Origin of the sequence: Bacillus salipaludis, assembly GCF_030938565.1 — a bacterium.
GTDB lineage: Bacteria > Bacillota > Bacilli > Bacillales > Cytobacillaceae > Neobacillus > Neobacillus salipaludis_A.
In genome coordinates this window covers 1,013,582-1,040,543 of sequence record NZ_JAVGVR010000001.1, presented here as the reverse complement: position 1 = coordinate 1,040,543, position 26,962 = coordinate 1,013,582, and the positions used below count along the sequence as shown (strand labels likewise).

Annotated in this window: 26 protein-coding genes, 1 pseudogene and 1 riboswitch; of the genes and pseudogenes, 8 read left to right on the top strand and 19 right to left on the bottom strand. The window is 40.2% G+C overall.

The window, feature by feature from the left end; genetic code table 11:
* The first annotated feature begins 12 nt into the window (after positions 1 to 12).
* Positions 13 to 957, top strand: a complete 945-nt coding sequence (locus RCG21_RS05040) for a PD-(D/E)XK nuclease family protein (protein WP_133336694.1) — start codon at positions 13 to 15, stop codon at positions 955 to 957.
* A 51-nt stretch (positions 958 to 1,008) separates the two neighbouring features.
* On the opposite strand, the gene RCG21_RS05035 is transcribed toward RCG21_RS05040, so the two are convergent.
* The gene (locus RCG21_RS05035) at positions 1,009 to 1,662 is read right to left on the bottom strand and encodes a hypothetical protein (RefSeq protein ID WP_133336696.1); all 654 of its coding nucleotides are present in this window, start codon (positions 1,660 to 1,662) and stop codon (positions 1,009 to 1,011) included.
* Between the two features lie 201 nt (positions 1,663 to 1,863).
* On the opposite strand from RCG21_RS05035, the gene RCG21_RS05030 reads away from it, so the two are divergent.
* The gene (locus tag RCG21_RS05030) at positions 1,864 to 2,217 is read left to right on the top strand and encodes a hypothetical protein (protein WP_133336698.1); all 354 of its coding nucleotides are present in this window, start codon (positions 1,864 to 1,866) and stop codon (positions 2,215 to 2,217) included.
* Between the two features lie 253 nt (positions 2,218 to 2,470).
* Here RCG21_RS05030 and RCG21_RS05025 read toward each other — a convergent pair whose 3' ends face one another.
* The 6 genes and pseudogenes from RCG21_RS05025 to RCG21_RS05000 form a co-directional block, all read right to left on the bottom strand.
* Entirely contained in the window at positions 2,471 to 3,952 is a 1,482-nt protein-coding gene (locus RCG21_RS05025) for a sodium:solute symporter family protein (RefSeq protein ID WP_133336700.1), read from the bottom strand.
* On the bottom strand, positions 3,949 to 4,149 hold the full coding sequence (locus RCG21_RS05020; protein ID WP_026573727.1) for a DUF3311 domain-containing protein: 201 nt from the start codon (positions 4,147 to 4,149) through the stop codon (positions 3,949 to 3,951). Before RCG21_RS05020 ends, RCG21_RS05025 begins: the two co-directional genes overlap by 4 nt.
* Positions 4,150 to 4,161: 12 nt before the next feature.
* Complete coding sequence (locus RCG21_RS05015) at positions 4,162 to 5,340, bottom strand: M20 family metallopeptidase (RefSeq protein WP_372512744.1); 1,179 nt, start codon at positions 5,338 to 5,340, stop codon at positions 4,162 to 4,164.
* Positions 5,341 to 5,518: 178 nt separating this feature from the next.
* Entirely contained in the window at positions 5,519 to 6,817 is a 1,299-nt protein-coding gene (locus RCG21_RS05010) for a hypothetical protein (RefSeq protein WP_308912918.1), read from the bottom strand.
* 140 nt (positions 6,818 to 6,957) lie between these two features.
* A pseudogene (locus RCG21_RS33465) lies at positions 6,958 to 7,296 on the bottom strand (C40 family peptidase); the annotation flags it as partial.
* A gap of 1,307 nt (positions 7,297 to 8,603) precedes the next feature.
* Positions 8,604 to 9,053 carry an NUDIX hydrolase gene (locus RCG21_RS05000; protein WP_133336706.1) on the bottom strand — a complete coding sequence of 150 codons (450 nt, stop codon included), beginning with the start codon at positions 9,051 to 9,053 and terminating at the stop codon, positions 8,604 to 8,606.
* A 131-nt stretch (positions 9,054 to 9,184) separates the two neighbouring features.
* On the opposite strand from RCG21_RS05000, the gene RCG21_RS04995 reads away from it, so the two are divergent.
* Entirely contained in the window at positions 9,185 to 10,171 is a 987-nt protein-coding gene (locus RCG21_RS04995) for a DMT family transporter (RefSeq protein WP_133336709.1), read from the top strand.
* 25 nt (positions 10,172 to 10,196) lie between these two features.
* On the opposite strand, the gene RCG21_RS04990 is transcribed toward RCG21_RS04995, so the two are convergent.
* The gene (locus RCG21_RS04990) at positions 10,197 to 10,571 is read right to left on the bottom strand and encodes a hypothetical protein (protein ID WP_133336711.1); all 375 of its coding nucleotides are present in this window, start codon (positions 10,569 to 10,571) and stop codon (positions 10,197 to 10,199) included.
* 198 nt (positions 10,572 to 10,769) lie between these two features.
* Here RCG21_RS04990 and RCG21_RS04985 point away from each other — a divergent pair, with 198 nt between their 5' ends.
* The 3 genes from RCG21_RS04985 to RCG21_RS04975 all read left to right on the top strand — a co-directional run bounded on the left by RCG21_RS04985 (position 10,770) and on the right by RCG21_RS04975 (position 13,818).
* On the top strand, positions 10,770 to 11,552 hold the full coding sequence (locus RCG21_RS04985) for a metal-dependent hydrolase (protein WP_133336713.1): 783 nt from the start codon (positions 10,770 to 10,772) through the stop codon (positions 11,550 to 11,552).
* Between the two features lie 160 nt (positions 11,553 to 11,712).
* A complete protein-coding gene (locus tag RCG21_RS04980; protein WP_133336714.1) occupies positions 11,713 to 12,987 on the top strand; it encodes an L-cysteine desulfidase family protein in 1,275 nt (424 codons plus the stop codon).
* A gap of 549 nt (positions 12,988 to 13,536) precedes the next feature.
* Positions 13,537 to 13,818 (top strand): YggT family protein, encoded by a 282-nt coding sequence (locus tag RCG21_RS04975; protein ID WP_235824850.1) that lies wholly within the window; start codon positions 13,537 to 13,539, stop codon positions 13,816 to 13,818.
* 46 nt (positions 13,819 to 13,864) lie between these two features.
* Here the strand turns inward: RCG21_RS04975 and RCG21_RS04970 are convergent, their stop codons facing one another.
* Together RCG21_RS04970 and RCG21_RS04965 are read right to left on the bottom strand one after the other, a co-directional pair.
* A complete protein-coding gene (locus RCG21_RS04970) occupies positions 13,865 to 14,686 on the bottom strand; it encodes an alpha/beta fold hydrolase (RefSeq protein WP_133336717.1) in 822 nt (273 codons plus the stop codon).
* 128 nt (positions 14,687 to 14,814) lie between these two features.
* On the bottom strand, positions 14,815 to 15,633 hold the full coding sequence (locus tag RCG21_RS04965) for an MBL fold metallo-hydrolase (protein WP_133336719.1): 819 nt from the start codon (positions 15,631 to 15,633) through the stop codon (positions 14,815 to 14,817).
* Positions 15,634 to 15,778: 145 nt separating this feature from the next.
* Here RCG21_RS04965 and RCG21_RS04960 point away from each other — a divergent pair, with 145 nt between their 5' ends.
* Positions 15,779 to 15,973, top strand: a complete 195-nt coding sequence (locus RCG21_RS04960) for a hypothetical protein (protein ID WP_133336721.1) — start codon at positions 15,779 to 15,781, stop codon at positions 15,971 to 15,973.
* A gap of 125 nt (positions 15,974 to 16,098) precedes the next feature.
* Here RCG21_RS04960 and RCG21_RS04955 read toward each other — a convergent pair whose 3' ends face one another.
* From RCG21_RS04955 to RCG21_RS04915, 9 genes are all read right to left on the bottom strand, one after another.
* Positions 16,099 to 17,499 (bottom strand): sensor histidine kinase, encoded by a 1,401-nt coding sequence (locus tag RCG21_RS04955; RefSeq protein WP_308912916.1) that lies wholly within the window; start codon positions 17,497 to 17,499, stop codon positions 16,099 to 16,101.
* Positions 17,489 to 18,163: a response regulator transcription factor gene (locus RCG21_RS04950; RefSeq protein WP_133336723.1), complete on the bottom strand. Its 675-nt coding sequence runs from the start codon at positions 18,161 to 18,163 to the stop codon at positions 17,489 to 17,491. Before RCG21_RS04950 ends, RCG21_RS04955 begins: the two co-directional genes overlap by 11 nt.
* A gap of 295 nt (positions 18,164 to 18,458) precedes the next feature.
* Complete coding sequence (locus RCG21_RS04945; RefSeq protein ID WP_133336725.1) at positions 18,459 to 19,988, bottom strand: flavin monoamine oxidase family protein; 1,530 nt, start codon at positions 19,986 to 19,988, stop codon at positions 18,459 to 18,461.
* Between the two features lie 207 nt (positions 19,989 to 20,195).
* Entirely contained in the window at positions 20,196 to 21,158 is a 963-nt protein-coding gene (gene msrA / locus RCG21_RS04940; protein ID WP_133336728.1) for a peptide-methionine (S)-S-oxide reductase MsrA, read from the bottom strand.
* Between the two features lie 151 nt (positions 21,159 to 21,309).
* Positions 21,310 to 22,569, bottom strand: a complete 1,260-nt coding sequence (locus RCG21_RS04935) for a sensor histidine kinase (protein ID WP_133336731.1) — start codon at positions 22,567 to 22,569, stop codon at positions 21,310 to 21,312.
* A 9-nt stretch (positions 22,570 to 22,578) separates the two neighbouring features.
* A complete protein-coding gene (locus RCG21_RS04930) occupies positions 22,579 to 23,250 on the bottom strand; it encodes a response regulator transcription factor (protein WP_133336800.1) in 672 nt (223 codons plus the stop codon).
* A 93-nt stretch (positions 23,251 to 23,343) separates the two neighbouring features.
* Positions 23,344 to 24,171, bottom strand: a complete 828-nt coding sequence (locus RCG21_RS04925) for an RnfABCDGE type electron transport complex subunit D (RefSeq protein WP_133336732.1) — start codon at positions 24,169 to 24,171, stop codon at positions 23,344 to 23,346.
* Entirely contained in the window at positions 24,172 to 25,053 is an 882-nt protein-coding gene (locus RCG21_RS04920; protein WP_133336733.1) for an FAD:protein FMN transferase, read from the bottom strand.
* 3 nt (positions 25,054 to 25,056) lie between these two features.
* Positions 25,057 to 25,533 carry an FMN-binding protein gene (locus RCG21_RS04915; RefSeq protein ID WP_133336734.1) on the bottom strand — a complete coding sequence of 159 codons (477 nt, stop codon included), beginning with the start codon at positions 25,531 to 25,533 and terminating at the stop codon, positions 25,057 to 25,059.
* Between the two features lie 203 nt (positions 25,534 to 25,736).
* Positions 25,737 to 25,917: riboswitch (Lysine riboswitch) on the top strand.
* 129 nt (positions 25,918 to 26,046) lie between these two features.
* Between RCG21_RS04915 and dapA the strand changes: the two genes are divergently transcribed.
* Positions 26,047 to 26,916 carry a 4-hydroxy-tetrahydrodipicolinate synthase gene (gene dapA / locus RCG21_RS04910; protein ID WP_133336735.1) on the top strand — a complete coding sequence of 290 codons (870 nt, stop codon included), beginning with the start codon at positions 26,047 to 26,049 and terminating at the stop codon, positions 26,914 to 26,916.
* Positions 26,917 to 26,962: the final 46 nt, after the last annotated feature.

The window sequence follows — 26,962 nt, the reverse complement described above, 5'->3', positions numbered from 1 at the left end:
GGAGGAACTCCCATGTACGTTCACCGGGACTTTCCTGAATTTTCGTGGTCCAATTCCAGGCATAAAACATTCCTGGAATGTGTGCGAAAGTATTATCACCAATACTATGAATCTCATAATGGCTGGTTATATGAAGCACCCGATGAAAATAAAGCAGCCTACCGGCTTAAAAATATCAAAAACATCCCCATTCTATTGGGGGACCTAATCCACAAAGCGATTGACTGGCAGCTCAAGAAGTTTCTCAATGACAAAAGCCTGTTTACTGAAGATGAGATGATTACTTTGATCACTCGAAGTCTCAATAAGGCCTACCTTGATTCCACCAAGCATCGACAGCTATGGTTTAACAAGCCGAAGCAATACCAAATGCTCCATGAAATCTATTATGGAAATGGGCTTAGCAAGGATGCCATTGCCGCTGCGAAAATGAAGCTGGACCTATGTGTGAAGAACTTCTTCACAAGCAAGACCTACCAAGATATTCTGACAAAACTAGAGATGCATGTCTTGCATTCAGAGGATTTTCAAACGTTTGAGGTTAATGGTGTCGATGTGTTCGTTGTACTCGACTTTGTTTATAAAGATGTGAGTCAGGAAAAGTGGATTGTCGTCGACTGGAAAACGGGGAAAGAATCAGAGGATGATCGCAAACAGCTAGCCTTTTATGCCCTTTTTCTATCAAAACAACACAATATTCCAATAGAAGACATCATCCTTCGCAATGAATATTTGCTATCTGGCAAACACCAGGAATATAAATTAACCGAGTTCGAAATAGAATCCGCTCAAGCCTTAATGAATGACAGTATCTATTATATGTTGAAATACCTTGAGGATCCTGTAAAAAATATGCCGCTGAATATTGAACAGTTTGAGATGAATCCTTCGAGAAAGTGTCAGAACTGTAATTTTAAGGAGAAATGTTTGTCGGTTCATGATTCACTGAATGGTTAAAAAGCCTAAACCAAGTTGGAAGAATTTCCTCCATGGTTTAGGCTTTTTTGGTTAGGGGCAATTCCTATCCGGAATTATAATCTCCATTTTCCCTTCCTGATTGATAATTTCAACTGCCTCGTCTGCAAACAAATAAGGGGTATCAAACCGGTCCTGCTTTTTGATATCCAAGTAACTATTATTAGTAGTCAGAACGGGAAAAACCGCGTTCGTTTTCTTGAATAGATTTTGAGTAACCTCTATTTCCGCCATTAAAATAATTTGTTTATTGGAGACTGAGAAAAATAGTTTACCAATCTCTCTTTCGTTCTCATCCATAATTTTAATCTGTTGGAGGATGGAAATAAGACAGGTTACAAAATCGTTTATATGCTCATTTGCCAGCCCAGGTAATTGATACTCTGCCAAAGCTTTATTCATTCCGGTTTTGATTTCTTTAAAGGAAAATACGTCTTCAATCCGAAGCGCCGCTTTTGTTTTTCCTAGATTTTCAAACTTCTTTCTTGTTTCAACAAGGTACTCCTTAATATAGCCGGTATACTGCTCACGCTGCACCGCCAAATCAGCCAGCTCCTGAATCCAGCGAATCTCTTTACTGCGATTTCGAATCAACAACAAAAACGCATATACATCCTTTTCATCAAACGTATGATTAACTAACTTTTCATAATAATAGTTCAATAACAATTGTTCTTTCTTATCCATTGGTTTGCTCCTAGAAGAATTATTTCTATCCTATTGTAAACTTATCCTTTTAATAGGACAAACCTTCTAATGAACTAGATTCCTATACTGAGGGGAAATAAGACCCAAGACTTAGACAGCATTACAACTCTTGCTTTTTTTAAAATCCTGGGAATCCTGTTACTCTTATATAGGACTTATAGATATAGAAGGAGGTTAGTAATGAAGAAGTTTGGCCCATTTGGGGTGAAATGGTTAAAGGTGATTCATATTATATTGGTAGCATTATTTTTTGGCGGCATTATGAGTTCCTCCTTTGCTTTAAATTACGGGATAACATTAGCCACCTTCGATGAAACGTTTGAGACCTATAAAAGAATTGTGATCATTAGTGACCAGATTGTCAGAATTGGAGCTTTCGGAACTTTATTGGTCAGCTTCATCTATGGATCTTTTACAAATTGGGGGTTTTTCAAGCAATGTTGGGTTACGGTAAAATGGATTCTTTTTACAATCCAAACAATTTCACACCTCTTTTTGTCTTTCCTGCACCTCTTGAAAGACACTTCAGCCTAGCCTGCACCTCCTTTTGTCGTTCCAGCACATCGGAGAGACGTTTCTGACCTCTTCTCACCTCTTTTTGTCCTTCCAGCACATCTGGAGAGACACTTCTGCCCTCTTCTCACCTCTTTTTGTCCTTCCAGCACCTCTTGAAAGACACTTCTGCCCTCTTCTCACTTCTTTTTGTCCTTCCAGCACCCTCGGAGAGATATATTCACAGAAAAGAGGATCCCTTTTAGGAATCCTACAGATTATTTTTTATACTTTACTATACCGTCTCCAGAACCTCAGCCTTCTGCTTGGTTGATGCCGCTTTTTTTGTTACTAAACTAACAATTAATAAAACGATAATATTAATAAATAAGGCGATGATTCCATCATTCAAGTCTTTAATAGCTTGAGGAAGATGCGGGAATAGCCCGGCAACTTTTATATTCCCTAAATCCATAAAGGACACTAACACACCACCAATGATAATTCCGGCAAAGGCACCCTGTTTCGTCACAAAATTCTTTTTCATCAAGCTGGCAAAAAAGGCTGGGGCAAGTTGAGTAATAAAATTGTAAGCGATGATGGCAATACTAAAAAGGCTATTTCCACCTTTAAAAGTCAAATAAATGGCTGCAAGTGAGATAAACGGAACGAGATATTTTACTAGTTTTGCAATCTGATTGTCTGTTGTGGCTGGAGAGAATACCTGATAAATATTTTTAGCAAACAAAGTTGAAATCGTCATTAATAGTAAAGAGCTTGGTACTAAAGCAGCTAACACACCGGCTCCGCCAATCAGCCCAACAAACCATGGGTCAAATGCCTGTTTGGAAAACTTGAGTAAGATTAAATCAGCTGCACTTCCTTCTAATCCTGGTGTTTGTAAAATGGCTGCAAACCCTACAAAAAAGGCAAACAACAGAATCAATTGGTAAATGGGCATGAGGGCTGCATTTTTTCGTAAAGCCTTTTCGCTCGAAGCTGCAAAAACGGGAGAAAACCCATGCGGCCACATATAAAATCCAATGGAACTTAAGATAACAGTCGATATATACCACGATACGCTCATCCCTTGTTCTGGAAGTATAGGGAAATTGGGTTTCGCTTGATTGATCGCCTCGAACATCGGTTGAATACCGCCGTAATAATGTATAGGGAAATAAATTCCTAAAAAGACCACAATACCTAGAATCAAAATATCCTTCAAAATCGATGTCAGAGCGGAACCGTGAATACCAGAAATCATCACAAAAATGGTTACCCCAAGAGCCCCGACCCAAATAGCAGCCTTAGAAGAGATGACCCCATAAGAAGTTGCCGTCACAATATAGCCTAAGCCTTTGAATTGAAGTACTAAGTAGCAGATACATGCCACAATCCCGATCACGGCAACAAGGACTCCAAGGTAAGGACTCTGATATTTTTTTACAAAGAAATCAGATTGAGAAACTAATTTGTGTTGCTTTGCATACCTCCAAATCGCAGGAAATACGAAGTAGGAAATGACCGTTGCCAAGCAGCCATATGTGACGATGCTAAAAATCGAACCCCCATCCCGATAGGCAGAACCGCTTGCCCCTAAAAAGGTAAAGGTCGTATACATTTCACCAGCTGACAAAAGGAAAATCAATAGGGTTCCCATTCCGCGGCCCCCCACCGACCATTGTTCCAAGTTCATCTCTTTCCCTTTTTTTGCCCAAATCCCTATAGCAACAGAAACGACGAAAAATGACAAGATGAATAGCACAGCAATATTCATTTTGAATTCTCCTCCCGGTTAGCTGGATCTAAAATATAGATAATTCCAAGTATTCCTGTTGTTAAAAAAGACCAGAGTACGATCCAAAAGTGAAAAAACGGCATTCCGAGCACATAAGGAGTCATTCTATTTGTAAATAAAGCCCCTGCAACAAGGCCAAGAAATGGAATAACGGCTAGCCAATAGATGGATTTCATTCTCTCATCCCCTTAATCGTTTTGATTTAATAGTTTCAAAGTACCGTGAACCAATAACTTCGTTCCATCCTCTAAAGCTTGTTCGTCAATTGTAAACTTGGGATGATGATGTGGATAGATAATCCCTTTTCCTTCATTACCGGCACCAATTGAAACATAGGATCCTGGTACTACTTTTTGAAAGGCAGAAAAATCTTCACTTGCCATCATCGGCTTGACCAATTCCCTGCTCTCTTTTCCAAAAACTTCACAAACCGTTTCGTCTATTACTCTCGTAACTTCCTCATCATTTATAACGGGGGCGTAACCGAACTGATAATTAAATTGATAGGTGGCTCCATGTGCTTCCGTAATCCCCTTTACAATCCGTTCAATAAAGTTCGGTATCTTCTTCTGCAAGTCTGGGTTAAAACATCGAACGGACCCTCCAATCGTTACCGTACTTGGAATTACATTTATCGCACTTCCTGCATGGAACTGGGTTACTGAAATCACGGAAGTTTCCTGAGCATCCTGATACCTTGAAACTATATGTTGGAGATTCGTTACCACCTGAGCCCCAATCACAATCGGATCAATCGTTTGATCAGGTTGTGAGGCATGTCCGCCCTTACCTAAAACGGTAACTTTAAACGTATCCGCTCCGGCCATCATCGGCCCATAACTCAAACCAATTTTCCCAAGTGGAAGAGTAGAAACCAGATGGGCACCAAGGACTGATTCTACTCCGTCGAGGACACCTACGTTCACCATTTCTTGGGCACCGCCTGGCGGCTGCTCCTCGGCATGTTGAAATAGAAAGCGAACCTCCCCCCTTATTTGCCCCTTTAACTTTGTCAGAATCTTTGCAGCGCCTAACAGCATCGCTGTATGTCCATCATGCCCGCAAGCATGCATGACACCTGAATTCCGTGAAACAAAGTTAAAATCGTTCTCCTCTTTAATTGGAAGCGCATCCATATCTGCCCGCAGTGCAATTACCTTTCCCGGCTGCGGCCCCTTTAACCGAGCCATAATACTGGTTTTTGTCGGTCGTGAAACTTCCAGATCACCAAAAGTACTTAAGGTTTCATAAACAAATTGGGCTGTTTTTACTTCCTGAAAGGATAGCTCCGGATACATATGTAAGTATCTTCGCCAGCTAACCACTTCCTCCTTAACCTCTTCGATTAAATCATTCATCATTATCATTTGGGACACGTCCATCAACCTCCTTTTTATTTTTGGTTAGTTTAAGGAAAAAATTCCTTAAATGAAGTATATAGGTTTGCGAATTAAGTTTCAATAGTTTTTTGAATTTTATGAATGTGATAATCTTTAGGTATTCTGAAAAAAGCCAAAATAAATAAGCACCCAAAACGCTGGATGCTTATAACAATCGATATATTTTACTTGGTCTTCCTCGAGTAGCATAGGCCTCCTGGCCAACATATTTTGCCAACTTAACTTCACACATATCGGTTACAATTCGGCGCACATTACGCTCCGTCATTTCAAGATGTGCCGCTAGATCCTTTGTTGTAAAATCATGCCACCCCATTTTTTGAATGAGGGCAACGATTTTTTTATATGTTTTAACGCTGATATTTCCCTTTTTTAATTTTTCAATAAGGATTTCATTTTGGGAACGGATTTCATATTGTAATTCATTGTTTTGGCCGGGTGATTCGATAATTTTTCCATCATCTTGAACCATAACAATTTCGCGTTTCTTCATTTCCTTAGAATGTTGAATGGCACGAAACGCATTGATTTCAGCTGCATAAGCTGTCTCGCCGAAGCCAATTCCAACCGCAACAGTCGTTTCTGCCTCGAATGCCAATTTTTGAACGGTTTCTTCAAGCGCCGCAATTTCACGTTCAATTGCGCCGCGGGAGCTAAAAATCATGTATCGGCCGTTCCCCTTCTCAGAAAAGGACCCATTAATTTTTTCTCCCAGTTGAATCAACATTTCTTTTAGTCTGAGCTCTAGGTACTGTAAATGATAAGGGGTTTTCATTTCCTCTGCTACTCTGTTAAAATATTCAACTTCGATGATTTCAACGCCAATTTGTCTATCTTTAAAGTAGGAGGTCTTTACTTTTTCCAAAAGGATTCGAAGTGTTTGCCGTATTTCCATCAACGTCATCGACATTCGATAGGCAGGAATTCCTTCCTCTCTTAACGCTTCGCAAACAGATGGGAAACAAGTTAAGGCTCCTTCAGTTTTTCCTTGATTCCATAACTCTAGGTGAAATTGCAACAATTCATTCGTATTAACATCTAAATCAAATGTTTTTGTATAGACGGTTGTTTTATTTATATTAAGCTGTGATAAAGCTTCCTCGCTGATGTTGTTTGTTGTCATCGTATCTATGCTTAGCTTTTTAATCAATCTCCCTAGTTCATCACTCAACTCTAAAAAGGCTTTAAAAAAACCTGATTCCGTAGCAGGAACATGGACCATTATTTTGTCTGTTCCCAATGTTTTTTTCGCCATTTCATAGGGGAGCGGGCCCGAAAAAAGCCACGCATGCACATCGGAATGATGTGCTGTTACAATTCTCTCTACTTCTTCGACCTCTACATAAGGTAAAGGGATGAAATCCAATTCCTGTTTATATTCTTTTGCCAAATCTAAAATCTGTTTTATAGACGTTTCTAGGCCGACTAATCCGATTTTAAACATTATGTATTCCGACTTCCTTTATAAATCCGTAATTTTCGTTGCACCATTATTGAAAATTGATAACAAAAAAGTACCTGTCCTAACATTATATCAGTTAGAGGCAGGTACTATAAATCAACATTTATTTAGATTTGGCTACATTAATAAGGAGATCTTGCACCCAAGTATCTTGTTTTCCAATAGGATACTGTCATGTCGGAGATAACAACACCTTGGTCTGCTGCACTAATGAATTTATTGTTGCCTAAGTAGATTCCAACATGTGATGGACCAGCTTTGTAGGTTTCAAAAAAGACTAGGTCCCCTACGCTTGGCGAACCAACTGGTGTAGTTGCACTCCATTGTGTGCTGGTTGTTCTAGGTATTGAAATTCCTACATGATCGAATACATATTTTGTGAAACCGCTGCAATCAAAACCACTAGGAGTATTTCCACCCCAGCGGTATGGTGTGCCTATGTATTTTTGAGCTTCAGCAATTACTTCTTGGACCTTTGATGCGGAATTAACAGCAGGTTTTTGAGTAGCCTCTGCTTGTGGTTTCGCTGCTGGTTTTTGGGTCACATTTGTTTCTGGCTTCTCTGCTGGTTTTTGGACCGTAGTTGTTTCCGGCTTTTCAACTAGTTTTTGGATAGCTGTTGATGTCGATGGTGCTGCTGGTTGAACAGACTCTTTTGAATATGTGTTTCCTTCAGATTTTTGAGTCTCAGTTGAACTGGACTTCACGGCTGGTTTTTGAGCCACCTTTGTCTCTGAAGGCGCGGCAGGTTTTACCGCAGTTTTTGCTTCCGATTTTGCCACTACACTTTTAATGATCTCTACTCGCTTCACAGCTGCTTTCGCTTTGGATTTGGTAACTTTTCTAGTTGCTTCAGAAACTTTATACGAAGCAGATGTTGCTTGGGCACCACTCACACTTAAGGTTTGTCCTACATGAATGCGGTCTGATGTTAAGTGGTTGATATTTTTAAGCTGTACAACAGATAGATTAAAACGAGCTCCAATTTCAGATAGCGTGTCCCCTTTTTTAACCACATATTTTTGGTTAACAGAGAGGGTCGGAGCAGAAACTTGAGTACTAGTTTTTGAATTTGGTATTTTTAATTGCTGGCCAATACGAATCAAATCTGATGATAAGCCATTCAAGCTTTTCAGCTCACTAACAGTCGTACCATTCGCTCTTGCTAGTTTCCATAGACTATCACCAGGTTTTACGGTGTAGGTAAGGGTTAATTTTTGATTTACATATATTTTATCACTTGAAAGGTTGTTCCATTCTTTTAAGTGATTGATCGAAACATTTTGTAAATGAGAGATTTTCCATAGACTATCACCAGGATGAACTGTGTATGTAGGTTCTTGTGCATTGGCAGTGGCTCCAAATGCAGTAAGTACAAGCCCGGCCGTTGCAGCTGCTGTTACTAGATTTTTTTTCAACTAAAGCACTCCTTACTTTCATTATTAATACATAGATATAATAATGAAAAGTACAATCATGCACATCCACACAAAGTGGTAATACAGTAAATTTATTGAATATGTGGTCGTGTAAACGCTTTCTATTACAAACTATAGAAATAGCGGTAAATATTATAACATCGGGGTTTTACCGCTATTTTTTCCCATCTACCACTTGACCTAAGTAACACATTTGTAAACAATTTTTAATCTGTTAGAATATTTTTTCATAAATACTATTAGCCTAGTAAGAAATTCTGTTTTTGACGATATATAGACATTTTGACCTGTTTTGGATGAAACTGTCACCTAGCCGTTTATTAGTGTCGTTATTGACCTATATTTAGTTTTTGAATCAGCTTTAGCACTAACGGGCTGGTCTCATCTGGTAATTCTCGTATCGGAAAGAATCCAGCAGCAAGCGATTCCACCCCATCCACTTTGATGTTACTGCTTTTAATATTATTTGAAGTATATACAATTGTAACTGGATAGAATTCATCGCCATTTTCCAGCTTTCTGAAATACTGCTCTCCTGAAAAAACATCTACAAGCTGAAGATGACCAATTTCAACTCCTGTTTCTTCAAAAACTTCTCTTTTGCCTGCCTCTTCAGCGGACTCCCCTAATTCCAGGAGCCCGCCCGGAAGCGCCCAGATGCCCTCCGGCCGTTTTTGCAAAAGAATTTCTCCTTGTTCATTGATCACGCCCACTACTGCGCCTACTAAAATAATCGCGCGGGTGCCGATGACTTTTCGCAATTCTTCAATATAGCCCATAAGTATCCTCCAAAATAATTTTATTTCTATCATATCATTATTCCTCTATTACTAATTACTAGTGCAAGCCCTTTCAGTCTCGTGTATAATGGCTAACTAGAGTCATAGACTGAATTTCGGAGTGGACTAGTATGAACCAGCAAAAGAGCTATTCACGTTTTTTTACAAATAAATATTGGGTCGTCGTGGTTGCCGTGTTTTGCTCGGTTTTATGGGGGAGTGCCTTTCCGGTTTTAAAACTAAGTTATGATGAGCTTGGCATGGCAGAAGACGATTTATCAGCAAAAATTGTTTTTGCTGGAATCCGTTTCATGATGTCGTCATTACTGCTGCTGTTTTTCATGCTCTGCGTTGATCGTAAGGCGCTCAAAGTAAACTGGCGGCAATGGCCAGCCATTATTGGTTTAGGGCTGTTTACAACGAGTTTAAGTTATTTCTTTTTTTATAATGGATTAGCCCATACATCGGGGATGAAGGCATCGATTTTAAACTCCAGCGGTGTATTTTTCGTTGTTTTTCTAGCACATTTTGTTTATAAGGATGATCGCTTAGATTGGCGGAAGGTTTTTGGGTTGATTACTGGTTTTGGCGGTATTGTGCTGTCCAATTGGGGACAGGATGCCTCACTGGATTTTTCGTTTTATGGAGAAGGATTTATGCTTCTTTCCGGATTAGCCAGTACTTTCGGTACCTTTTTATCCAAACGTCTGTCTGCTAATCTTCATCCGTTTGCTTTAACCGGATGGCAAATGTTCACTGGTTCGTTGATCATGCTCGTGGTTGGGGTTCCAAATCTTAGACCACACGCTTTTGAATTTACCGCGAATGCATGGCTTCTATTGGGGTATGCTGTATTTTTATCCGCAGCGGCCTTCGCCTTGTGGACTTCTTTGCTCAAGTATAATAAAGCGGGAGAGGTTTCTCTTTATAAGTTCGTTGTACCCGTTTCCGGGACCATTTTATCCGTGATGTTTCTACCGGGTGAACATATAACAGTTAATACAATTGTGGCCCTTCTACTTGTAGCTGTAGGTTTAGCGGCTGTGAATCAGAAAGGAAAAAAGGGCTTGTTTGGTTTAAGAAAATGGCGGCGGACTGAGGAGCAACTTTACAAATAAAAAAGAGCTTGGGGCAAGCTCTTTTTTATTTTTCAAATGATAATTCTTTAATTTTTATAATCCAATCCTTGAAGCTTGCGAATTCATTCGAATCAAATCCGAAGTATTTCTTGATGATTTGGACAGATTCGCTCTCTTGATGATGAAACACTCCATCTGAATAGATTAATTTAAAAAGTTCAACTAAGACGATATTTTTGGAACGTTCCGATTTGAATATCTTGAGTATATCCTCGATGGCAAGGCCCTTCAATTGATAATCCTCGAGTTCCATTTCTTTTTTATATTTAGTTAAAATAGTTTCTTCAAATATAGATCGATTCCCGTCAATCGCGGCAATTAAGTTAGCTAATTCAAGAAATGCTTCTCGCTCTTCTGAGTGAAGTTCTGCAAGGAACAATACATACATCTCCTTATTTTCTTTGTTTCTTTATACGAATATTAACATATTTAGTTTAAATTATATAGAAAATAGGTAACTACTTTTTTCAAAGGATTATTGATGCATAGCGAGGGTTTCGCAAAGTTCCATAGGTTCTAAATTACCCATCCTGAAAATACAATAGTTTTGGTCTTATTCCCAATAGGAGGTCTCACGATGAAAATTCAAAGACTTGGCCATGCTATGTATATTTTTAAAAGTAAGGAAGGGAAAAACTATCTGACTGATCCCTTTTTTGATTTAAATCCCGGGTTTCCGCCGGATTTGGATACCGCTGCGTTCTATCAATCTGTTGACTGTGTTTTTCTAACCCACGGTCATTTTGACCATACAAGTGGGCTGTCTAAGATCGTTGAGCATAAACCTGAAATAATGATTGTTGCACAATATGAGCTGGCATTGATTCTTCTACAGCAAGGGATTAAAAATGTACTGCCAATCAATTTAGGAGGCTCTGTTTCCTTTGATGATGTAAATGTTACGATGGTCCAGGCGAAACACACTTCCTCTTATAGGGAAACAGAAGGTACTCCTGTGTATGCGGGAGAAGCGGCCGGCTATATTTTTGATTTTAAAAATGATTATACCGTCTACCACTCAGGGGATACAGCCTTAATGTCCGATATGAAGTTAATTCAGGACGTGTATCAGCCTGAAATTGCAGTATTGTCCTCTTCAGGGCACTTTACAATGGGACCAAGGGAAGCAGCCTATGCGGTAAAACAACTGTTAGACGTTCATTACGTCATACCGAGCCATACCTTCCCAACCAACGAAACCGCCGCATCACCTGAAGCCTTAACCCAATTACTCAATGCATTTCCAGTTGTTGATTTCATGGTCGACAAAGACAAAGAACTAGAAAAGCTATTAAAGGACTACCCAAAAACAGCCGTCATCCCCCTCGGTTACGGAGAAGAAGTCACATTTGAGAAATAAAAAAGAGGTGCTTTATATTCGACAAAATTCGGGCGGTGACAGGCACCGCCCGAATTTTGTCGAATACATCCACGCCCCCCAAAAAATACCTAATAGCTTTTGATTGCCGGTATGATAGAATTTAGGAAAAGTTGATTGGGAAAGCGGAGGGTGAGCGGGGATGGGAAAGGATAAGATTTTGTCGATTTTGGAGAGGGAGTTAGTGGTTGCTCTTGGCTGTACGGAGCCCGTTGCAATTGCTTTGGCTGCGGCGACGGCGAAAAGCTATGCAAAGGGCAATATCCAAAAGATTCATCTGTATGCGAGCGGAAATATTATTAAGAATGCGAAATCGGTTGGAATTCCAGGGATGTCGGCTAAAGGTCTTGATTTTGCTGCAGCACTTGGAGCAGCAGCAGGAGACCCTGATAAGAAGCTGGAGGTTCTTGATGGACTGACAGCAGAAGATGAGCTGCTTGCATTAAAGCTGATTGAAGCGGGAAAAGTTACAACCGGACAGGCAGATACACCGAAACGACTGTATATAGAAGTAGTTTTACAAACAGATCAGCAGACAGCAAAAGTGGTTATATCTGATAATCACAGTAATATCACCCTAATCGAGGTAGATGGAAAAACGGTTTTCCTTGGCGGCTGTGAAAACATCGGGATTCAAACCGATGAGGAAGAATTAGAAGAGCTTACCATTGATGAAGTCTATGATTGGCTTCTTACTATTGACTCTCATGACCTTGATCTTGTAATAAAGAGTATCGAATTAAATCGGAAGATTGGGATTGAAGGACTCTCCGGAGAGTACGGGTTGAATGTTGGACGAACCATTAAGGAAAATGTAAAAAAAGGATATCTATCAGATGATTTGGCTACTGCCGCTATGTCACTGGCTGCTGCAGGGTCTGATGCAAGGATGGCAGGTTCCACCCTTCCAGTAATGGCCAATACGGGGAGTGGAAATCAAGGGATTGCCGTTACCCTTCCAGTGGTTGCTGTTGCAGAGAAGTTAAAAGTTTCGGAGGAAAAAATGATTCGTGCGGTTGCCCTTAGTCATCTGGTTACGATTCATATCAAATCCAAGTTTGGCCGTTTGTCCGCCCTATGCGGCGTAACGGCTGCCGGTATGGGAGCAAGCGCCGCGATTGTGTACCTGCTTGACGGCGGCCTTCCCCAAATTAAAGCAGCAATCCAAAATACGATTGGCAATGTTTCGGGAATGATCTGTGACGGTGCGAAAGCAGGCTGTGCAATGAAAGTCTCAACCTGTTCCAATGTCGCCGTTCAATCTGCCCTTTTGGCACTAAACAACCAAGCAATCCAATCAACCGACGGCTTCATTCACGACGACGTAGAAAAAAGCATCGAAAGCTTCTGCAAACTCGGAAACGAAGGAACCCGACAAACCGACCAGCTCATCCTGCAACTCATGCTCGAAAAATAAATCATGTTAACCCCTAATGAAAAGTCGGCAGTACTGCCGGCTTTTTTGTATGGCCTCATTCGACAAAATTCGGGTGGTAACAAGCACCACCCGAATTTTGTCGAATCACCTATTTTGGGTAGGGACAGGGCGTTTTTATTTTTATACAAGCTCACAACGTCATAATTCATAATATTTTGAATATATATAAATATGTTTTAAAACATTCTCACCGGAAAGGGGCATATGAACCTATGGATATTTGCATTTCTTGTGGAATGGAATTGTCAATTTTGGAAAGGACTCGAGCTGAGTGCTGGGATTGCAGGGATACGACAACGGAAGCTTATACGGAAGATGAATAATGATTGCTGTTATAGATAAAAATGTTAGAGAAAGCTGCCTGATCATCTCTTAAAGGGCAGCTTTTTCACCTTACTCGAGAAAAGTGGCCTTTTACGATGAACAGGATGAAAATATTGAAACCAAATAAGAATATAATCGTATAAACCTATGTATCGTACAAGTTATAGAATTTCATTAAATTTATTATAGATGGGAGAATTAAAATTGGGCTTAACCATTTTTCAATTTGGACAGACTCTTTTTGAGGTATACTATTGGCTGATCTTAATATCTATTTTCGGTTCTTGGTTTCCGGCTTTTCACTCCTCCAAGATTGGCGGATGGATTGGCAAACTAGTTGAACCATATTTAAGCATTTTCAGGCGGTTTATCCCCCCTCTTGGTCCGATTGATATTTCGCCTATCATCGCACTCTTTGTATTTAATTATCTAAGTAGCTTTGCCCTGGAAGGCCTCCGCCGCTCGTTGACTTTCATTGGGGTATAAGAATCTAGAGAAGACAGTAATCAGGACGGCTACTGTCTTCTTTTTATTACATATTCCTGCCGTTCGCAAAAGCGCTGAGATCTTGATTATATTTATCCACTGACTCCCAAAAGGGAGAATGCCCGGCATAAGCATAGAGGGAAAGAATTGAGTTTGGTATGATCTGTGCGTTTTCAATAGACTGTGCCGGATTAAGAATTTTATCCTTTACACCGTGGATAAGAAGAACCGGCAGTTGAATGGTTGGAAGCAGTTCATCATAGGAAACAGATCTTGTGATGATCGCTTCACGAACATAGGGAGGAACCATTGTGTTATATCCTAGTATGAAGTAAAAATCGTTCATTGTTGGATTTTGTGCAAACAGAAGTGTTACAAATTGCTTGAGAGCATTTGTACTATTAAGGGCTTTTTTGGATATGAGTCCCGGAATGATGGCCTGCATGGCTGGAGTATAATAGGTGCCGCCAGAGATTCCCGAAGAAGTTCCTACATCCACTAGGTTAATACCGGAGATATCCCCTTCCCCATAAATTTGAAGATAATCCAAAACAACCTGTCCGCCGTAGGACCAGCCAACCAGCAATGGCTTGTTTAGATTTAAGGCATGAATAATCGACTGGATGTCATCCGCCCAGTTTTGTGGATTGTGATACCCTTCCTTCGGCTTTTCAGAAAAACCGTGTCCGCGTAAATCCAAAGCAATTAAGCGAAATTGATTTAACTCCTTGGATTGAAACTGATGAATCCAACTAAGATGGTTTTGCGATACATCATGAACAAAAAGGATTGGCTTCCCGTGCGGATTTCCACCCTCCACCACAAATAATGACGTTCCAGATCCTCCTTTAATAAAAAATGATTTCATTTAACACCTCTCCAATAAAAGATACGTTATTATACTGGAGGAGTTGTCCAAAGGTGACAAAATTCGGGCGGTGCCAGGCACCACCCGAATTTTGTCGAATTTAATTAGTGGCGATAGGCCGCTAGTTGCTATTTATATTCCCTCTGAATAATGGCGATATTATCCTTGTGGCAGGTTTTAGTGAAGTTTGATGGGAATGGCATTTCTTTTTCCAATACACCCATAGCCTTTTGGTCCTCTTTTTTAACCGCTGTAATTAATCTCTCTAGATAATCTTGTGATAATTGAATTCTTCGCTTCATTTCCCCTTGACTTGTCGTCGCCTGCCCATGTCCAGGAACCATAACAGCAACGTTATGCTTCTCAAGAATCTGCTCTGCTTTTTGGAGTGTTGCTTCGTATGCCTTTGCACTGTCGTAGATAAAGGGCAGCTCGAAATCAGATAGGTAATCACCGGTAATCCAAATGCCCTCCGGCTCGATGACCGTAAATAATCCGTCATGCGTATGGCCCGGCGACAGGTAGAAGGTTATCGTGGTATCGCCAATCACTAACTTCTGACCGTCTTCTTCGATGACAATATCGATTTCCTCCGGAAAAACAATTGGATAAGGTGCTTTAATGTAATTTTCATTATAAAATTGCTGGATTAAGGACACTTTTTGTTCCTTATTTGGGTGGTCCCTTAGTCCATTGCTTCCAATTACCTTGGCACCCGGGAAGGCTTTGTAGCCAATGACATGGTCGAAATCACCGTGCGTAAATAGAAGGTATAGTTCCTTTTCCCCTTTAATCCCATTTACATGCTGTTTTATTTCTTCGATTTCGTGCGGAAGCCAGTTTGGGTCCACAACAAGAACAAAATCCTTAGCATCTACCACCGTACAAGTTGTTTGAAATAAAGCACTTTGAAACACCGTTATGTATTCATTTTCAAATTGGATCATGGCGTCTCCCTCTTTTTTTAAAATTTTATGATTTATTTCCCCAATTATATCAAATCAATCAGGTTAAATATTAAGGATTGCATAAGACCAGCACTTAATAAATATGATAACAATAAGGAATCCTAAATAAAGGAGCTGTTAAAAAATGGCCATCTTCAATAAAATCGCCTTATTTTTTGTTGTCTTATATTCCTTCATCATCATTATTAATACTTATTTAGGAGAAACGGAACGGGTTCAATCGAACGTTATTTACTTTCTTATGAACGGATTTGCTTACATCGTAACGGCAATGGAAGTGGAAAAAGAAAAACTGCTAGCAGGAGGATTGGAAGCTTGATTTTAAACTTCACCGCCATAGATACCCAAAGACTTTTCTTGGGTATCTTTTTACTTGTATTATCATTGAAGCGACTGTCCGTCTGAGGAGGACAAAACGCCCCATTTGTCCACAAACGGTGCCTGTCACCGAATTTTAGGTACTCGGATCGTAAACTTGCTTCCTTTTCCTATTTCGCTGGAAACTTTAATGGTGCCGTTATGGGTTTCTACGATCCATTTGGCGATGGAGAGTCCGAGACCATGGCCACTCATTTGGCGTGAGCGGGATTTATCTGATCGATAGAAACGTTCGAAAATTCGCTGGTAATCCACCTGCTTGATTCCAATTCCTGTATCCTCTACTTCGAGGCCAAGCGTATTCACCTCTTCAGAAATGGTTAGTTTAACATCTCCACCGTTTGGGGTGTATTTAATCGCATTGTCCAATAAAATATATAATAGCTGAGATAATCGTTCCGAATCCCCCACAACCTTCAGCGTTTCCGGGGCAGTCAAGGTTAACGTAATTTCCTTTGAGGCAGCTAGCGGCTGTACCGATTCGATTGCTTTGTCCGCAAAAAGGCGGAAGTCAAATAGTTCCGCTTTGAGTTCAATCTTGTTCGAATCCGAACGTGCAAGCGTTAGTAAATCACTGACTAACCGAGTCATCCGTTTCACTTCCTGCCTCATATTTGTAAGAAACCTTCCTGACATCTCCTCTTTATTCGGTTCCATCGTCATTTCAATGGCATCAATAGAGGATAGCAGCACACTTAATGGGTTCCGCAATTCGTGAGAGGCATCAGCCACAAATTCGCGTTGTCTTGCAAACGCTCCACTGATGGGAACCATCGCCCTTTTCGACATCAGCACACTGATCCATAACGCCCCTCCAAAAAATACCCCTCCTAGAATGACAAGGATAATGAGAATCCAATGAAATAGCTTGTAGGTAAATGAGATATCTTTTCCTACAAACAACTTGCCAATATATTGGCCATTATTATAGAGCGGCTGGCCTGCAATCATCAACTGCAGATCCTGTGCTTCCTCTCGCGGGTGAAACTCCCCCCTTATTCCCTTTCCATGCAGGCCCTCCTGTATGCGCAAGGTTTCCTTTCGAATTTCCATCCCTGTTGGATTTAGGCTCTTCACAAGACTAAGTAATTCTGGTCGCAGCCGATGATCCGCCTCATTCCCCATAACAAATTCTCCGTTTGAACTCACGACGTAGTAAAAATATTGATTCACTCCTGAAAAGATCACTTCTTGATTTTGAACATCATGGAGACCGTCCGAATTATTTTTCAAAAAGTTTTTTTCAATAAAATTCGCTTCTTGGCTTACTAATGTTTGAAGTTCATGCTCCTGATTTTTAAGGATGGTCACATGGAGAACCGCATAAACAATTAAAATAAAAAGGGTAAGAAACAAGATTAACAGACCACTATAAATTCGGGTTAATCGGCCTCGTGTACGGGTAAAAACATCCCTTTCGCTCATATTTAAAAATCCTCGAAGCAATGAACTAATTTTATGGTTCAATCTTATAGCCCACCCCTCTTATACTATGAAGTAAATCTTGCTTCCCCAAGCGGTCTAATTTCTTTCTAATTAACTTCACCGTAGCATCAATCGTTTTCGGAGCTACTTCCGAATCTAAGCCCCATATCCGATCCAAAATAAGCTCGCGCGGCAAAACTTGTCCCTTATTTTGAATCAATAAGTCTAACAGCTGAAATTCCCGCGGACTAAGCTGAATCTCATTATTCCTGAAACGAACGGTCTGGCTTAAACGATTAAAGACTAAATCATTGACAGTGGTTTTTTCCTCCAATATTGGGGCATAGTTGCGACGTGAAAGAGCACGAAGCCGCGCCAACAACTCATCTATTTCAAAGGGCTTAACAAGATAATCGTCTGCACCGGAATCCAAGCCTTCAATTCGGTCTTGAACTGTGTCCTTCGCCGTTAACATCAAAATCGCACCGGAATAGCCATTTTTTCGGAGCCGTCTGCACACAGATACCCCATCACCATTTGGCATCATCCAATCCATTATTAGGACATCATAGTGAGAAAAGCTGGCGTAATCATAGGCATCTTCTCCTTCCATCACCCACTCTACCTGATATCCTCCCTTCTTTTTTAACATATAGACAATTAATTCCCCTAAATTTACATCGTCCTCCGCCAATAATATATTCATGGAAAATTGACTCCTTTAATGTGGTTATTAACAGGAATCTACCAAAGAAACCTTTAGAAAAACTTAAAATAGGAAGCACTAAGATTAGTAGAGAATTTAAAAAGAGTTATCGGGATGCCGAATATTTGATAGTGGAATTTTTTTCATGGCTGTGTTATAGGACATTGTTGATTTTTTAACCCTAACGGAAATCAACAGACAAGTTTAACACAGCCTTTTTCATAGTAGGAAAAAATGATAAAGAGCGGTTCTAATTACTTTAGGACCGCTCTCTTATTTAAACCTCTTCTCCCTTTTATAATTCATCAATCACTTCTTTTGCAGCCCTTTCACCTGATTCAACCGCTCCATTTAGATAACCTTGATAATGAATGGATGTATGCTCTCCGGCAAAGAAGATATTCCCTTCTCGTTCACCTTCAATTCCGGAAAATTTGGTATATTGACCGATTTTCCAAAACGAATAGGACCCTTTGGACCATTTGTTACTAAGCCAATGATCAATCGTAGATATGCCATTCCAGCTACTTATAGTGCCTGGAAGTACTGGTTCGAGCTTGTCCAAAAAACTTTTTGTAATTTCCTTTAATCGTTCTTCAGTTGGGGCAATCTGTTTAGCAGCGTGTCCTCCTCCTGTATAATTTACAAGAATTCCTGATTCCCCAGGTTGCGCCCGCGTTGATTCGAACGTTTGTTGATAACCAGTATCAGATAATGTATCGCCGTTATTCTTCTGCTCACACCAGAACCGATTGAAAAATTGAGCATGAAGCTTCGTATTTACCCCCATTCCAAGTTCTTTAATCGCCACTATTTTTAAGTCACGAAATTTTGCATTCTCATAATCTATGCTTCTTAAAATATTAAAAGGAAGACAAAGAATTACTTTATCTGCCAAAACAGTCCATTCTTTTTCTTTATTTCGAAAAACAAGCTTTATTTCTTCCTTTTGTTCGATTCTTAACAGTTCAGAATTAAATCGAATTTGTCCGGCTAGATTCTGGGCTAATAATAGTGGAAGCTGATCATTACCGCCTCTTATATGAAATCGCTCATCAGAGTCTCCATACATTTGATAAGAATCGGTAAATCCTAATAGATATAGTAGATTTAATGCGCTTTGTACATGTGCATCTGCTCCAAATTCAATCGTGTAGGCCATGGTTAGTAATTGACCGAACCTAGAGTTGATGCCTCCAGAAACCGTTTCATTGATATAATCGACAATTGACATTTGGTCAAGCTCATAGCCACGTTCCGTGTAATGATTATATCTTGTGGTTTCTCCTGCTTCCTTAAGATCTCGTTGAAGTTTTGGATAAATTTCCGAAAAATCTTTAGTTGCTTCTTTAAAGGTATACGGTTTTCCATCAAAAAAGTAAACAGGTTCTGTACCCTTAGATTCTGCCATTATCAAATTATCTATTTCCAATCCTAATTCTTCAGCTAACGCTTGAATCTCTCTATGGTTTGAATCAATTAACTCACCGCCACACTCGACAATTTGACCTTCTTTAAAATAATCTCTCCTTGTTCGGCAGCGCCCGCCCACCCGGTTGGTAGCCTCATATATTGTAGAAGGAATTCCTGCCTGCTTCAGCCGGTAGGCACAAGTAAGACCCGCCAGGCCTGCCCCTACAATCACGATTCTTGGATAATCTTGTGGTTCCTTATAAACATTCAAAGGCTGTTCTTTTTCGATTTTTCCATGGTTTGGAATAGAATGTAGTTGTCCAATAGCTTGTCCATTACTTTGTTTCTCCATTTCAGCACGAACTGTCACAAAGGCCATCTTCATCATTCTTGCTAATGGTGTATGTGCCAAATAAACATCAACCCCTTTTTACTTTGCTGCAATAATTTCTTGTAACAAAGTATGTAAGAGGAGTGAAATTGCTGTAGGCTAGATGGTCAGAAAGTTAAAATTCGGTTAAAAATAGGGCTATTTATACGAAGATTTGATAAAAAAAGAGTGGCTCCTCCATGTTTGGCGGTACCACTCTTTTATCTTGATAAGAAAAATGATTAAAGATTATGTAAACAACTTTGCAAATTGCCCATACCCCTCATCCTCGAGCTTGTTTTTAGGAACAAACCTCAGGGCCGCCGAATTAATGCAATACCTCGCCCTGTCTGGACCCGGTCCATCATCAAAAACATGACCAAGATGCGAATCGGATGTTTTGCTGCGAACCTCAATTCTCCGCATACCATGCGAAGTATCAAACTTTTCCTCCAGTTCATTGCGGCGCAGGGGCTTCGTGAAGCTAGGCCAGCCGCAGCCTGCATCATATTTGTTCATGGAACTAAATAAGGGCTCCCCGGAAATGATATCTACATAAATACCTTCTTCGTCATGATTCCAGAATTCATTTTGAAACGGCGGCTCTGTTGCATTCTTTCTCGTTACCTCATACTGAAGCGGCGTTAACTCACTTCGCAGCTCGTCTTCACTTTTGCGCATCTTCCAGTTCTCACGAATAAAGCGTGCCCTGCCGGAACCTTCCCGATAAAGATTATAGTGAAACGGAAAAGTTTTATAATAATACTGATGCTTATCTTCCGCCCTGTAAAAAGGGCCAGCCGGAAGGATTTCCGTAACAATCGGTTTTTTAAAAAGGCCGCTTGCGGCAAGCTCTGCTTTTGAAGCTTCAGCTTGTTGTCTTTGGTCCTCATTATGGTAAAAAATAGCGGTCCGATAGGAGGTTCCTCGATCATTAAACTGCCCCTCCGCATCAGTCGGATCGATTTGCTGCCAAAACAGCTCCAGTAGTTTTTTATAAGAAAAGATGACTGGATCAAACGTAATTTGAACCGCCTCATAATGTCCTGTCGTATTAGAACATACCTCTTGGTACGACGGATTTTCAGTATGCCCCCCCGTATACCCCGAAACCACTTCCCTAATCCCTGGCTGCTCATCAAACGGCGAAACCATACACCAAAAACACCCGCCAGCAAACGTTGCAAGCTCGAATTGATTCTTCAATCCCATCATTCCTCCATCTTTATTACATTATCTTCATAAATTGTACGACCTTAATTGATCCTGTGACCCTATTTTATACCAATGTTTAATTGCATCGAATACGCAATGAAAAGGATCGCAACAAAAAGATAGGGTGGCAGCACACCCCAGATTACTATCACAAGAAGCTTTCAGGTTTATTTCTTAGTGGGAAGCTTACGAAAACACGTGTTCCTTCGCCTTCTTTGCTCATAATTCGAATTTTTCCAGTATGTGATCGAACAATCCAATTGGCAATCGAAAGCCCTAAGCCTGATCCCTCTAAATGACGAGTTCTGGATTTATCCCCACGGTAGTAACGGTCAAAAATATAGGGGAGATCACTTTTTGGTATCCCAATCCCAGTATCCGCTACCTCAATGACAGCACGTGAATTTTTCACATCTGCTTTAATAGTGATAACTCCATTCTCCCCCGTATACTTAAGGGCATTGTCTAACAGAATGACAAACAGCTGTTTCAGTCTCTCTTTATCCCCTATCATTTTGATTGGAAAGACTTCAGCGATTATCTGTATATTTTTTTGACTAGCCAGCGCTTTAAAATCTTTAATTACATGCTGAAGAATCTCTTCCAGCATAATAGTCTCTTGGATCAACTGGATCTGGTCCGTGTCAGACCGAGCTAATGTCAATAAATCAGAAGTCATTTTTGACATGTAGTGAATCTCTTGAATCGCCTGGTGAATGGTCTCACTTTCCTGTTCAATCGTATAATCCGGATGACGAAATAGATGTTCAAGATTTAATTTCATAACGGAAAGAGGTGTACGCAGTTCATGAGAAGCATCTGCCACAAACCGCTGTTGTTTTTCCCAGGACCTCTTGATGGGTATTAAGGCCTTATTAGCTAGATAGAGCCCAGCTAGTGCTGCAATAAACACACTTAATAAGGACCCAAAGCCAATGACCACCAATAAATGATCCAGCATTTCATTTTCACGTCTCAGATTATAAACAATTTGAATATGCTGGACTGGTGAATATTCCCCATTCTTTGGTTCAGCCATCGTGATGACACGATAGGATTCTGCTCCAATCGCTACAGTTTGAAGACCTTTCTTCTTTAATAATGGTGAAAAATGAGCCGTATCCTTTAAAGAGAGCGTACTCTGTGGTATCACCTGGTAAAGTTTATTTCCCTTCTTCCAAAGTAAATAAACTAACCGATGGTTCTCTTCCCGCTCTGGACTTAACTCCTTGCCGAGTTTCTCTCTCTCTCGCTGCAAATGATTTCGCTTTTCTAAAATAGTCTGATCCACTTGATGGTATAAACTATAATGCGTATAAAAATAAATAATAGCCCCAAAAGCATTTTGAAGGATAAAAAATACAAGTGCATTCAGGATAACGAGCCGACGTTTAGTTTTTTTAAACATTGCTCTACCTTACTCCTTTAACATATACCCTACACCCCTTACGGTTCGAATCAACCGCTCAAGTTCAAAAGGGGCCAATTTTTTCCGTAAATAATGGATATAGAGTTCAACAATAGCGTCTGTCGTTTCACTCTCTATTCCCCAAACTCTTTGATAAATCTGATCTCGGGTTAGGATTTGCTCTTTATTTTGTATAAGGTAAAAAAGAAGTTCAAATTCTTTAATCGTTAACTTTAGAGCCGTTTCATTTATAAAACCCTCATGCTGGTTGGTGTCTAAGAGAATGGGGCCATAGGTCATCTTTCCTTCGATTCCTATTTTCCCTGAGCGTCTAAGCAAGGATCGCACTCTCGCTAAAAACTCTTCTGTAGCAAAGGGTTTGACAATATAATCATCCGCACCAAAGTCAAGACCCTTTACCTTATCTTCAATCCGGTCCTTTGCAGTCAGAAATAAGGTCGGGGATTGATGGCCTTCACTCCGCAGCTTTCTCATCACCGCGTATCCATCCATCATTGGCAGCATAATATCCAGCGTGATCAGATCGTACTCACCGGTCGAAGCCATAAAATACCCTTCTTCCCCGTTTTCAGCCTGGTCCACTTCGTACTGTTCTTCCTCTAATATTCTAGAAATGATCCTTCTTAAAGGTCCATCATCTTCTATGACCAATACACGCATAGATGCCTGCCCACTCCCTTTCTTTCTATCCTGCATAGTTTGTCCCCCAATTATTTCAATATTTTAATCGTGATGCAAAGAATCTAGGCAGCTTTACAATTTACTATCTGCCCTTTGTGTTTTTGTAACTTGCCTCATGGCGGATGCCTTTGAGTTAAAACATTTATTCCAATAGTTATAAAAATTCCCGGCAAATAAGCCGATAAATAAATAGGTTAGTCCGCCGAAAAGGCCGTATATAATAACCCCTGAAACGGCAGCCAGTACGCCAAAGAAGATTTGCTGCTTATATTTTGCCGGTGAAGTTGGAGGATCTGTGAGCATGAAAAAGGCGAAAAATAGGGTTGCATTGATAAATGGCGGACGAAGAGCGTCTGCAGCATCTCCTTTACTTGATAAGCCAAGTATAAGCAGTAATACAAAAAAGGTCCCTAAGAATGAAAATACCTGTGGAAATTTATTAACTCGTTCGGTTACAAAATAACCGCCAATTAAAAGAAACAAAATAGTCCAGGCAGGAAGATCCCCAAAAGCCCCCCACCAGCTTTGGCCTGTTTGAAAAATAAAAATAGATAACAGTAATCCAAAAGCAGCAGGATTAACGATTGGTTTTTTCTTATATACTAATAGATGCTTGGACAAGATGGCGAGAATCGCTGTCCCTGCCACAACCATTCCAGATGTCGTAAAACTTAAGATAAGTGAAATGATTAAGGCTGTTATTACTGTACTGTCCTTGCTGCTTCTTCTATCCAGAATTCTACATAAGATATAATCTACAAAGATTGATGCCACAATGGCGATCATACTGTTCTCTATCCCCAGCATACTTTTTGACCCAATAGATGCGATGAATAGATAAAAAACCATGGCTGTCGCGACATAACCCTTTGGTGTTTTGAACCACTTTTTCCCCGACACTTAAATCCCTCCAACTTTATAAATCTGTAATTCTGATGTGATAAGGATCCCTTTTAAAGCTAGATGTTCAATTAATTGTTTTCCTTTTTTTACTCCAAGTAAAAAGGAAGCTGTTGAAAAGGCATCTGCCATCATTGCAAACGGTGCGATGACACTGCAGCTAATCCATTCATTTGGCGAACATTTTGTTTTCGGATTTACCAAATGATGTAAAATTAAATTATCTGGATTTCTCCGTTCATAGCTGCCAGATGTACAGACGGCTTCGTTTGATATCTCTATAGTTTCAATGATGGAATCCTTTTGGTACGGATGCTGGATTCCAATTTTCCATTTTTCTCCGTTGTCATCCAAACCGAATGCAAATAAATCGCCTCCAGCGTTAATGACAAATCCCTTAAATTCCTTTAATTCATTAGCAGCCAGATCAATCGCGAACCCTTTTGCAACAGCTCCAAGATCAATGACCATCGGCTTTTTTAAGGTTACTGTATGATTGTACTGATCAAGTTCGATATCATGATAAGAAACCGAATCAGAAGAAACACTTTTCATCATCTGTCCAGAAAGATAGTGTCGATTAAATCCATTCATTTCCATCATCTTTCCTACAGTAGGGTCAAATAGTCCATCCGTTAATTTAGCCATTTCAATCGCAATATAAAGAGGCTCAAATAGAAAAGGACTGATTTTTACTGGTACTCCGATATTCTCACAAGCTCGTATTAGCTCACTTGATGAGCTGAAGCGGCTGCATGCCTGTTCTACATGCTGAAATGCCTCAAAGGCACGAGTTATTTTTGCTTCCGTCTCTTTCTTCGACTTATTGGAAACGACCTTTATGTCAACAACAGTATCCATGTACAATTTTGTTTTTTTCATAGATTATCCCTTCACGTTATGGGCTTGGGAAAGTGCATCCATCACAGCGTCCTCAAAAGCCTGTGTACTATAAGTGGCCCCAGAAACATTATTCACTTGTGCACTTTGTTTTTGCACTACTTCATCAGGAAGTCCGACTATGTCACTTTCTGAATAATGCATTGCAAAATGGCTAATCTCTACGGTGGCAATTTTGTCATTCTTAATTGTCAAAGCTACATCAATAAATCCACGCCGATTCATACCTGTACCTGTAAACGTCCCATCCTTATAGATCCTTTTATTTTGCTTGTTCTTTTGTTCACCGACCTTTTCATTAGAGTGATTTATTGTAATATGCCTAGCTTGAACATTCGCTGCAATATGGTGTAACGGCTGATCAATAGAAGCCTGCGTCTCTGTAGTAACAAATCCGGCAGCATAAGCCGCTGCAACAGCTGTAGAACAAAGAACAACCCACTTCTTATCCATTTTCTTCATAAAAAATCCTCCTAACCAATTCCTCTATTCTCGGACAGTATATCCAGTCAATCTTAGAATTTTCTTAGAATCCTATTTGATCGACAAAATTCGGGCGGTGACAGGCACCACCCGAATTTTGTCGACCTTGTCCCCTTGAATTTGAAGAGAAAATCTGATATATTAAGTGTTAATTAAATATTTTCTTACTTCAAACCTTTTGAAGTGAGGATAGAGGCGCAAAGACCATTAGTACATAGTTGGAGGATAATGAGGTCCTGGGATGATTATGGAAAGGGGAATTTGCCGAAGCTTATAAGACTCTCATTTGTCTTGGAGCTGGTTCTGCTATTGAATAAATACAGAACTGTCATATAGGGAACTATATGGAGGGCTATCTCACGCACGGGAACTTGATCTTTATTTATGTTTCTATTGCAGCAGCGAGCCTTCGTTGCTGCTTTTTTGCGTTGACTTGGAATGTCCTTAGCCACCTCTAATTTATAAAAAAAATAATTTAAAGGGTGAGGAAAAATGAATTTTGGCCAAGTTTTAACTGCTATGGTTACGCCATTTGATCATGAAGGCGAGATTGATTTTAACGCAACGAGAACATTAGTAAATTACCTAATTGAAAATGGGACGGATGGATTGGTAGTCGTTGGTACTACTGGGGAATCTCCTACATTAACAACAGATGAAAAAGTTGAATTTTTTAAGTTTGTTGTAGATGTCGTAAACGGCAGGATTCCTGTCATTGCCGGAACAGGTTCGAATAACACGAGGGCTTCAATTAGTTTAACAAAACAGGCTGAGGCAGCGGGTGTGGATGGGATTATGCTCGTGGCTCCATACTATAACAAGCCGTCACAAGAAGGTTTATATCAACACTTTAAAGCAATTGCCGAGTCCACCGAATTACCGATTATGCTTTATAATATTCCTGGGCGAAGTGTGGTCAATATGTCCGTTGAGACCATTGTACGTCTATCCCAGATTCCTAATATCGTAGCTATTAAAGAGGCTAGCGGCAATTTAGACGCCATGGCAGAAGTGATTAGCCAAACACCGAGTGATTTCACTTTATATAGTGGTGATGATGGTTTAACCATTCCGGTCTTAGCGATCGGCGGTGCAGGAATTGTTTCCGTTGCCTCCCATATCATTGGAAATGAGATGCAGGAAATGGTCAATCTCTTTAAAAGTGGTAATGTCCAAGAGGCGGCTGCAGCGCATCGCAGACTGCTTCCAATCATGAAAGCATTATTTGCTGCTCCAAACCCAACACCGGTCAAAGCAGCCCTTAATCTAAAAGGTGTCAACGTTGGCGGCGTCCGTCTCCCAATGGTCCCACTAACCGACGAAGAAACCAGCACACTACAAAACATTCTGCAACTTGTTTAAATTTCAATACAATAGGAAAGGCACCTCCCACATATTGGGAAGGTGC

Excerpts from the sequence above, each read along its gene's own strand:
- RCG21_RS05025 (WP_133336700.1), bottom strand. The coding sequence starts at position 3,952 with ATGAATATTGCTGTGCTATTCATCTTGTCATTTTTCGTCGTTTCTGTT.
- RCG21_RS04935 (WP_133336731.1), bottom strand. The coding sequence starts at position 22,569 with ATGTTTAAAAAAACTAAACGTCGGCTCGTTATCCTGAATGCACTTGTA.
- RCG21_RS04960 (WP_133336721.1), top strand. The coding sequence starts at position 15,779 with ATGGCCATCTTCAATAAAATCGCCTTATTTTTTGTTGTCTTATATTCC.
- RCG21_RS05040 (WP_133336694.1), top strand. The coding sequence starts at position 13 with ATGTACGTTCACCGGGACTTTCCTGAATTTTCGTGGTCCAATTCCAGG.
- RCG21_RS05015 (WP_372512744.1), bottom strand. The coding sequence starts at position 5,340 with ATGATAATGATGAATGATTTAATCGAAGAGGTTAAGGAGGAAGTGGTT.
- RCG21_RS04965 (WP_133336719.1), bottom strand. The coding sequence starts at position 15,633 with ATGATCCAATTTGAAAATGAATACATAACGGTGTTTCAAAGTGCTTTA.
- RCG21_RS04985 (WP_133336713.1), top strand. The coding sequence starts at position 10,770 with ATGAAAATTCAAAGACTTGGCCATGCTATGTATATTTTTAAAAGTAAG.
- RCG21_RS04920 (WP_133336733.1), bottom strand. The coding sequence starts at position 25,053 with ATGAAAAAAACAAAATTGTACATGGATACTGTTGTTGACATAAAGGTC.
- RCG21_RS04995 (WP_133336709.1), top strand. The coding sequence starts at position 9,185 with ATGAACCAGCAAAAGAGCTATTCACGTTTTTTTACAAATAAATATTGG.
- RCG21_RS04970 (WP_133336717.1), bottom strand. The coding sequence starts at position 14,686 with ATGAAATCATTTTTTATTAAAGGAGGATCTGGAACGTCATTATTTGTG.
- RCG21_RS05010 (WP_308912918.1), bottom strand. The coding sequence starts at position 6,817 with ATGTTTAAAATCGGATTAGTCGGCCTAGAAACGTCTATAAAACAGATT.
- RCG21_RS04915 (WP_133336734.1), bottom strand. The coding sequence starts at position 25,533 with ATGAAGAAAATGGATAAGAAGTGGGTTGTTCTTTGTTCTACAGCTGTT.
- dapA (WP_133336735.1), top strand. The coding sequence starts at position 26,047 with ATGAATTTTGGCCAAGTTTTAACTGCTATGGTTACGCCATTTGATCAT.
- RCG21_RS04980 (WP_133336714.1), top strand. The coding sequence starts at position 11,713 with ATGGGAAAGGATAAGATTTTGTCGATTTTGGAGAGGGAGTTAGTGGTT.
- RCG21_RS04930 (WP_133336800.1), bottom strand. The coding sequence starts at position 23,250 with ATGCGTGTATTGGTCATAGAAGATGATGGACCTTTAAGAAGGATCATT.
- RCG21_RS05030 (WP_133336698.1), top strand. The coding sequence starts at position 1,864 with ATGAAGAAGTTTGGCCCATTTGGGGTGAAATGGTTAAAGGTGATTCAT.
- msrA (WP_133336728.1), bottom strand. The coding sequence starts at position 21,158 with ATGGGATTGAAGAATCAATTCGAGCTTGCAACGTTTGCTGGCGGGTGT.
- RCG21_RS05020 (WP_026573727.1), bottom strand. The coding sequence starts at position 4,149 with ATGAAATCCATCTATTGGCTAGCCGTTATTCCATTTCTTGGCCTTGTT.
- RCG21_RS04950 (WP_133336723.1), bottom strand. The coding sequence starts at position 18,163 with ATGAATATATTATTGGCGGAGGACGATGTAAATTTAGGGGAATTAATT.
- RCG21_RS05000 (WP_133336706.1), bottom strand. The coding sequence starts at position 9,053 with ATGGGCTATATTGAAGAATTGCGAAAAGTCATCGGCACCCGCGCGATT.
- RCG21_RS05035 (WP_133336696.1), bottom strand. The coding sequence starts at position 1,662 with ATGGATAAGAAAGAACAATTGTTATTGAACTATTATTATGAAAAGTTA.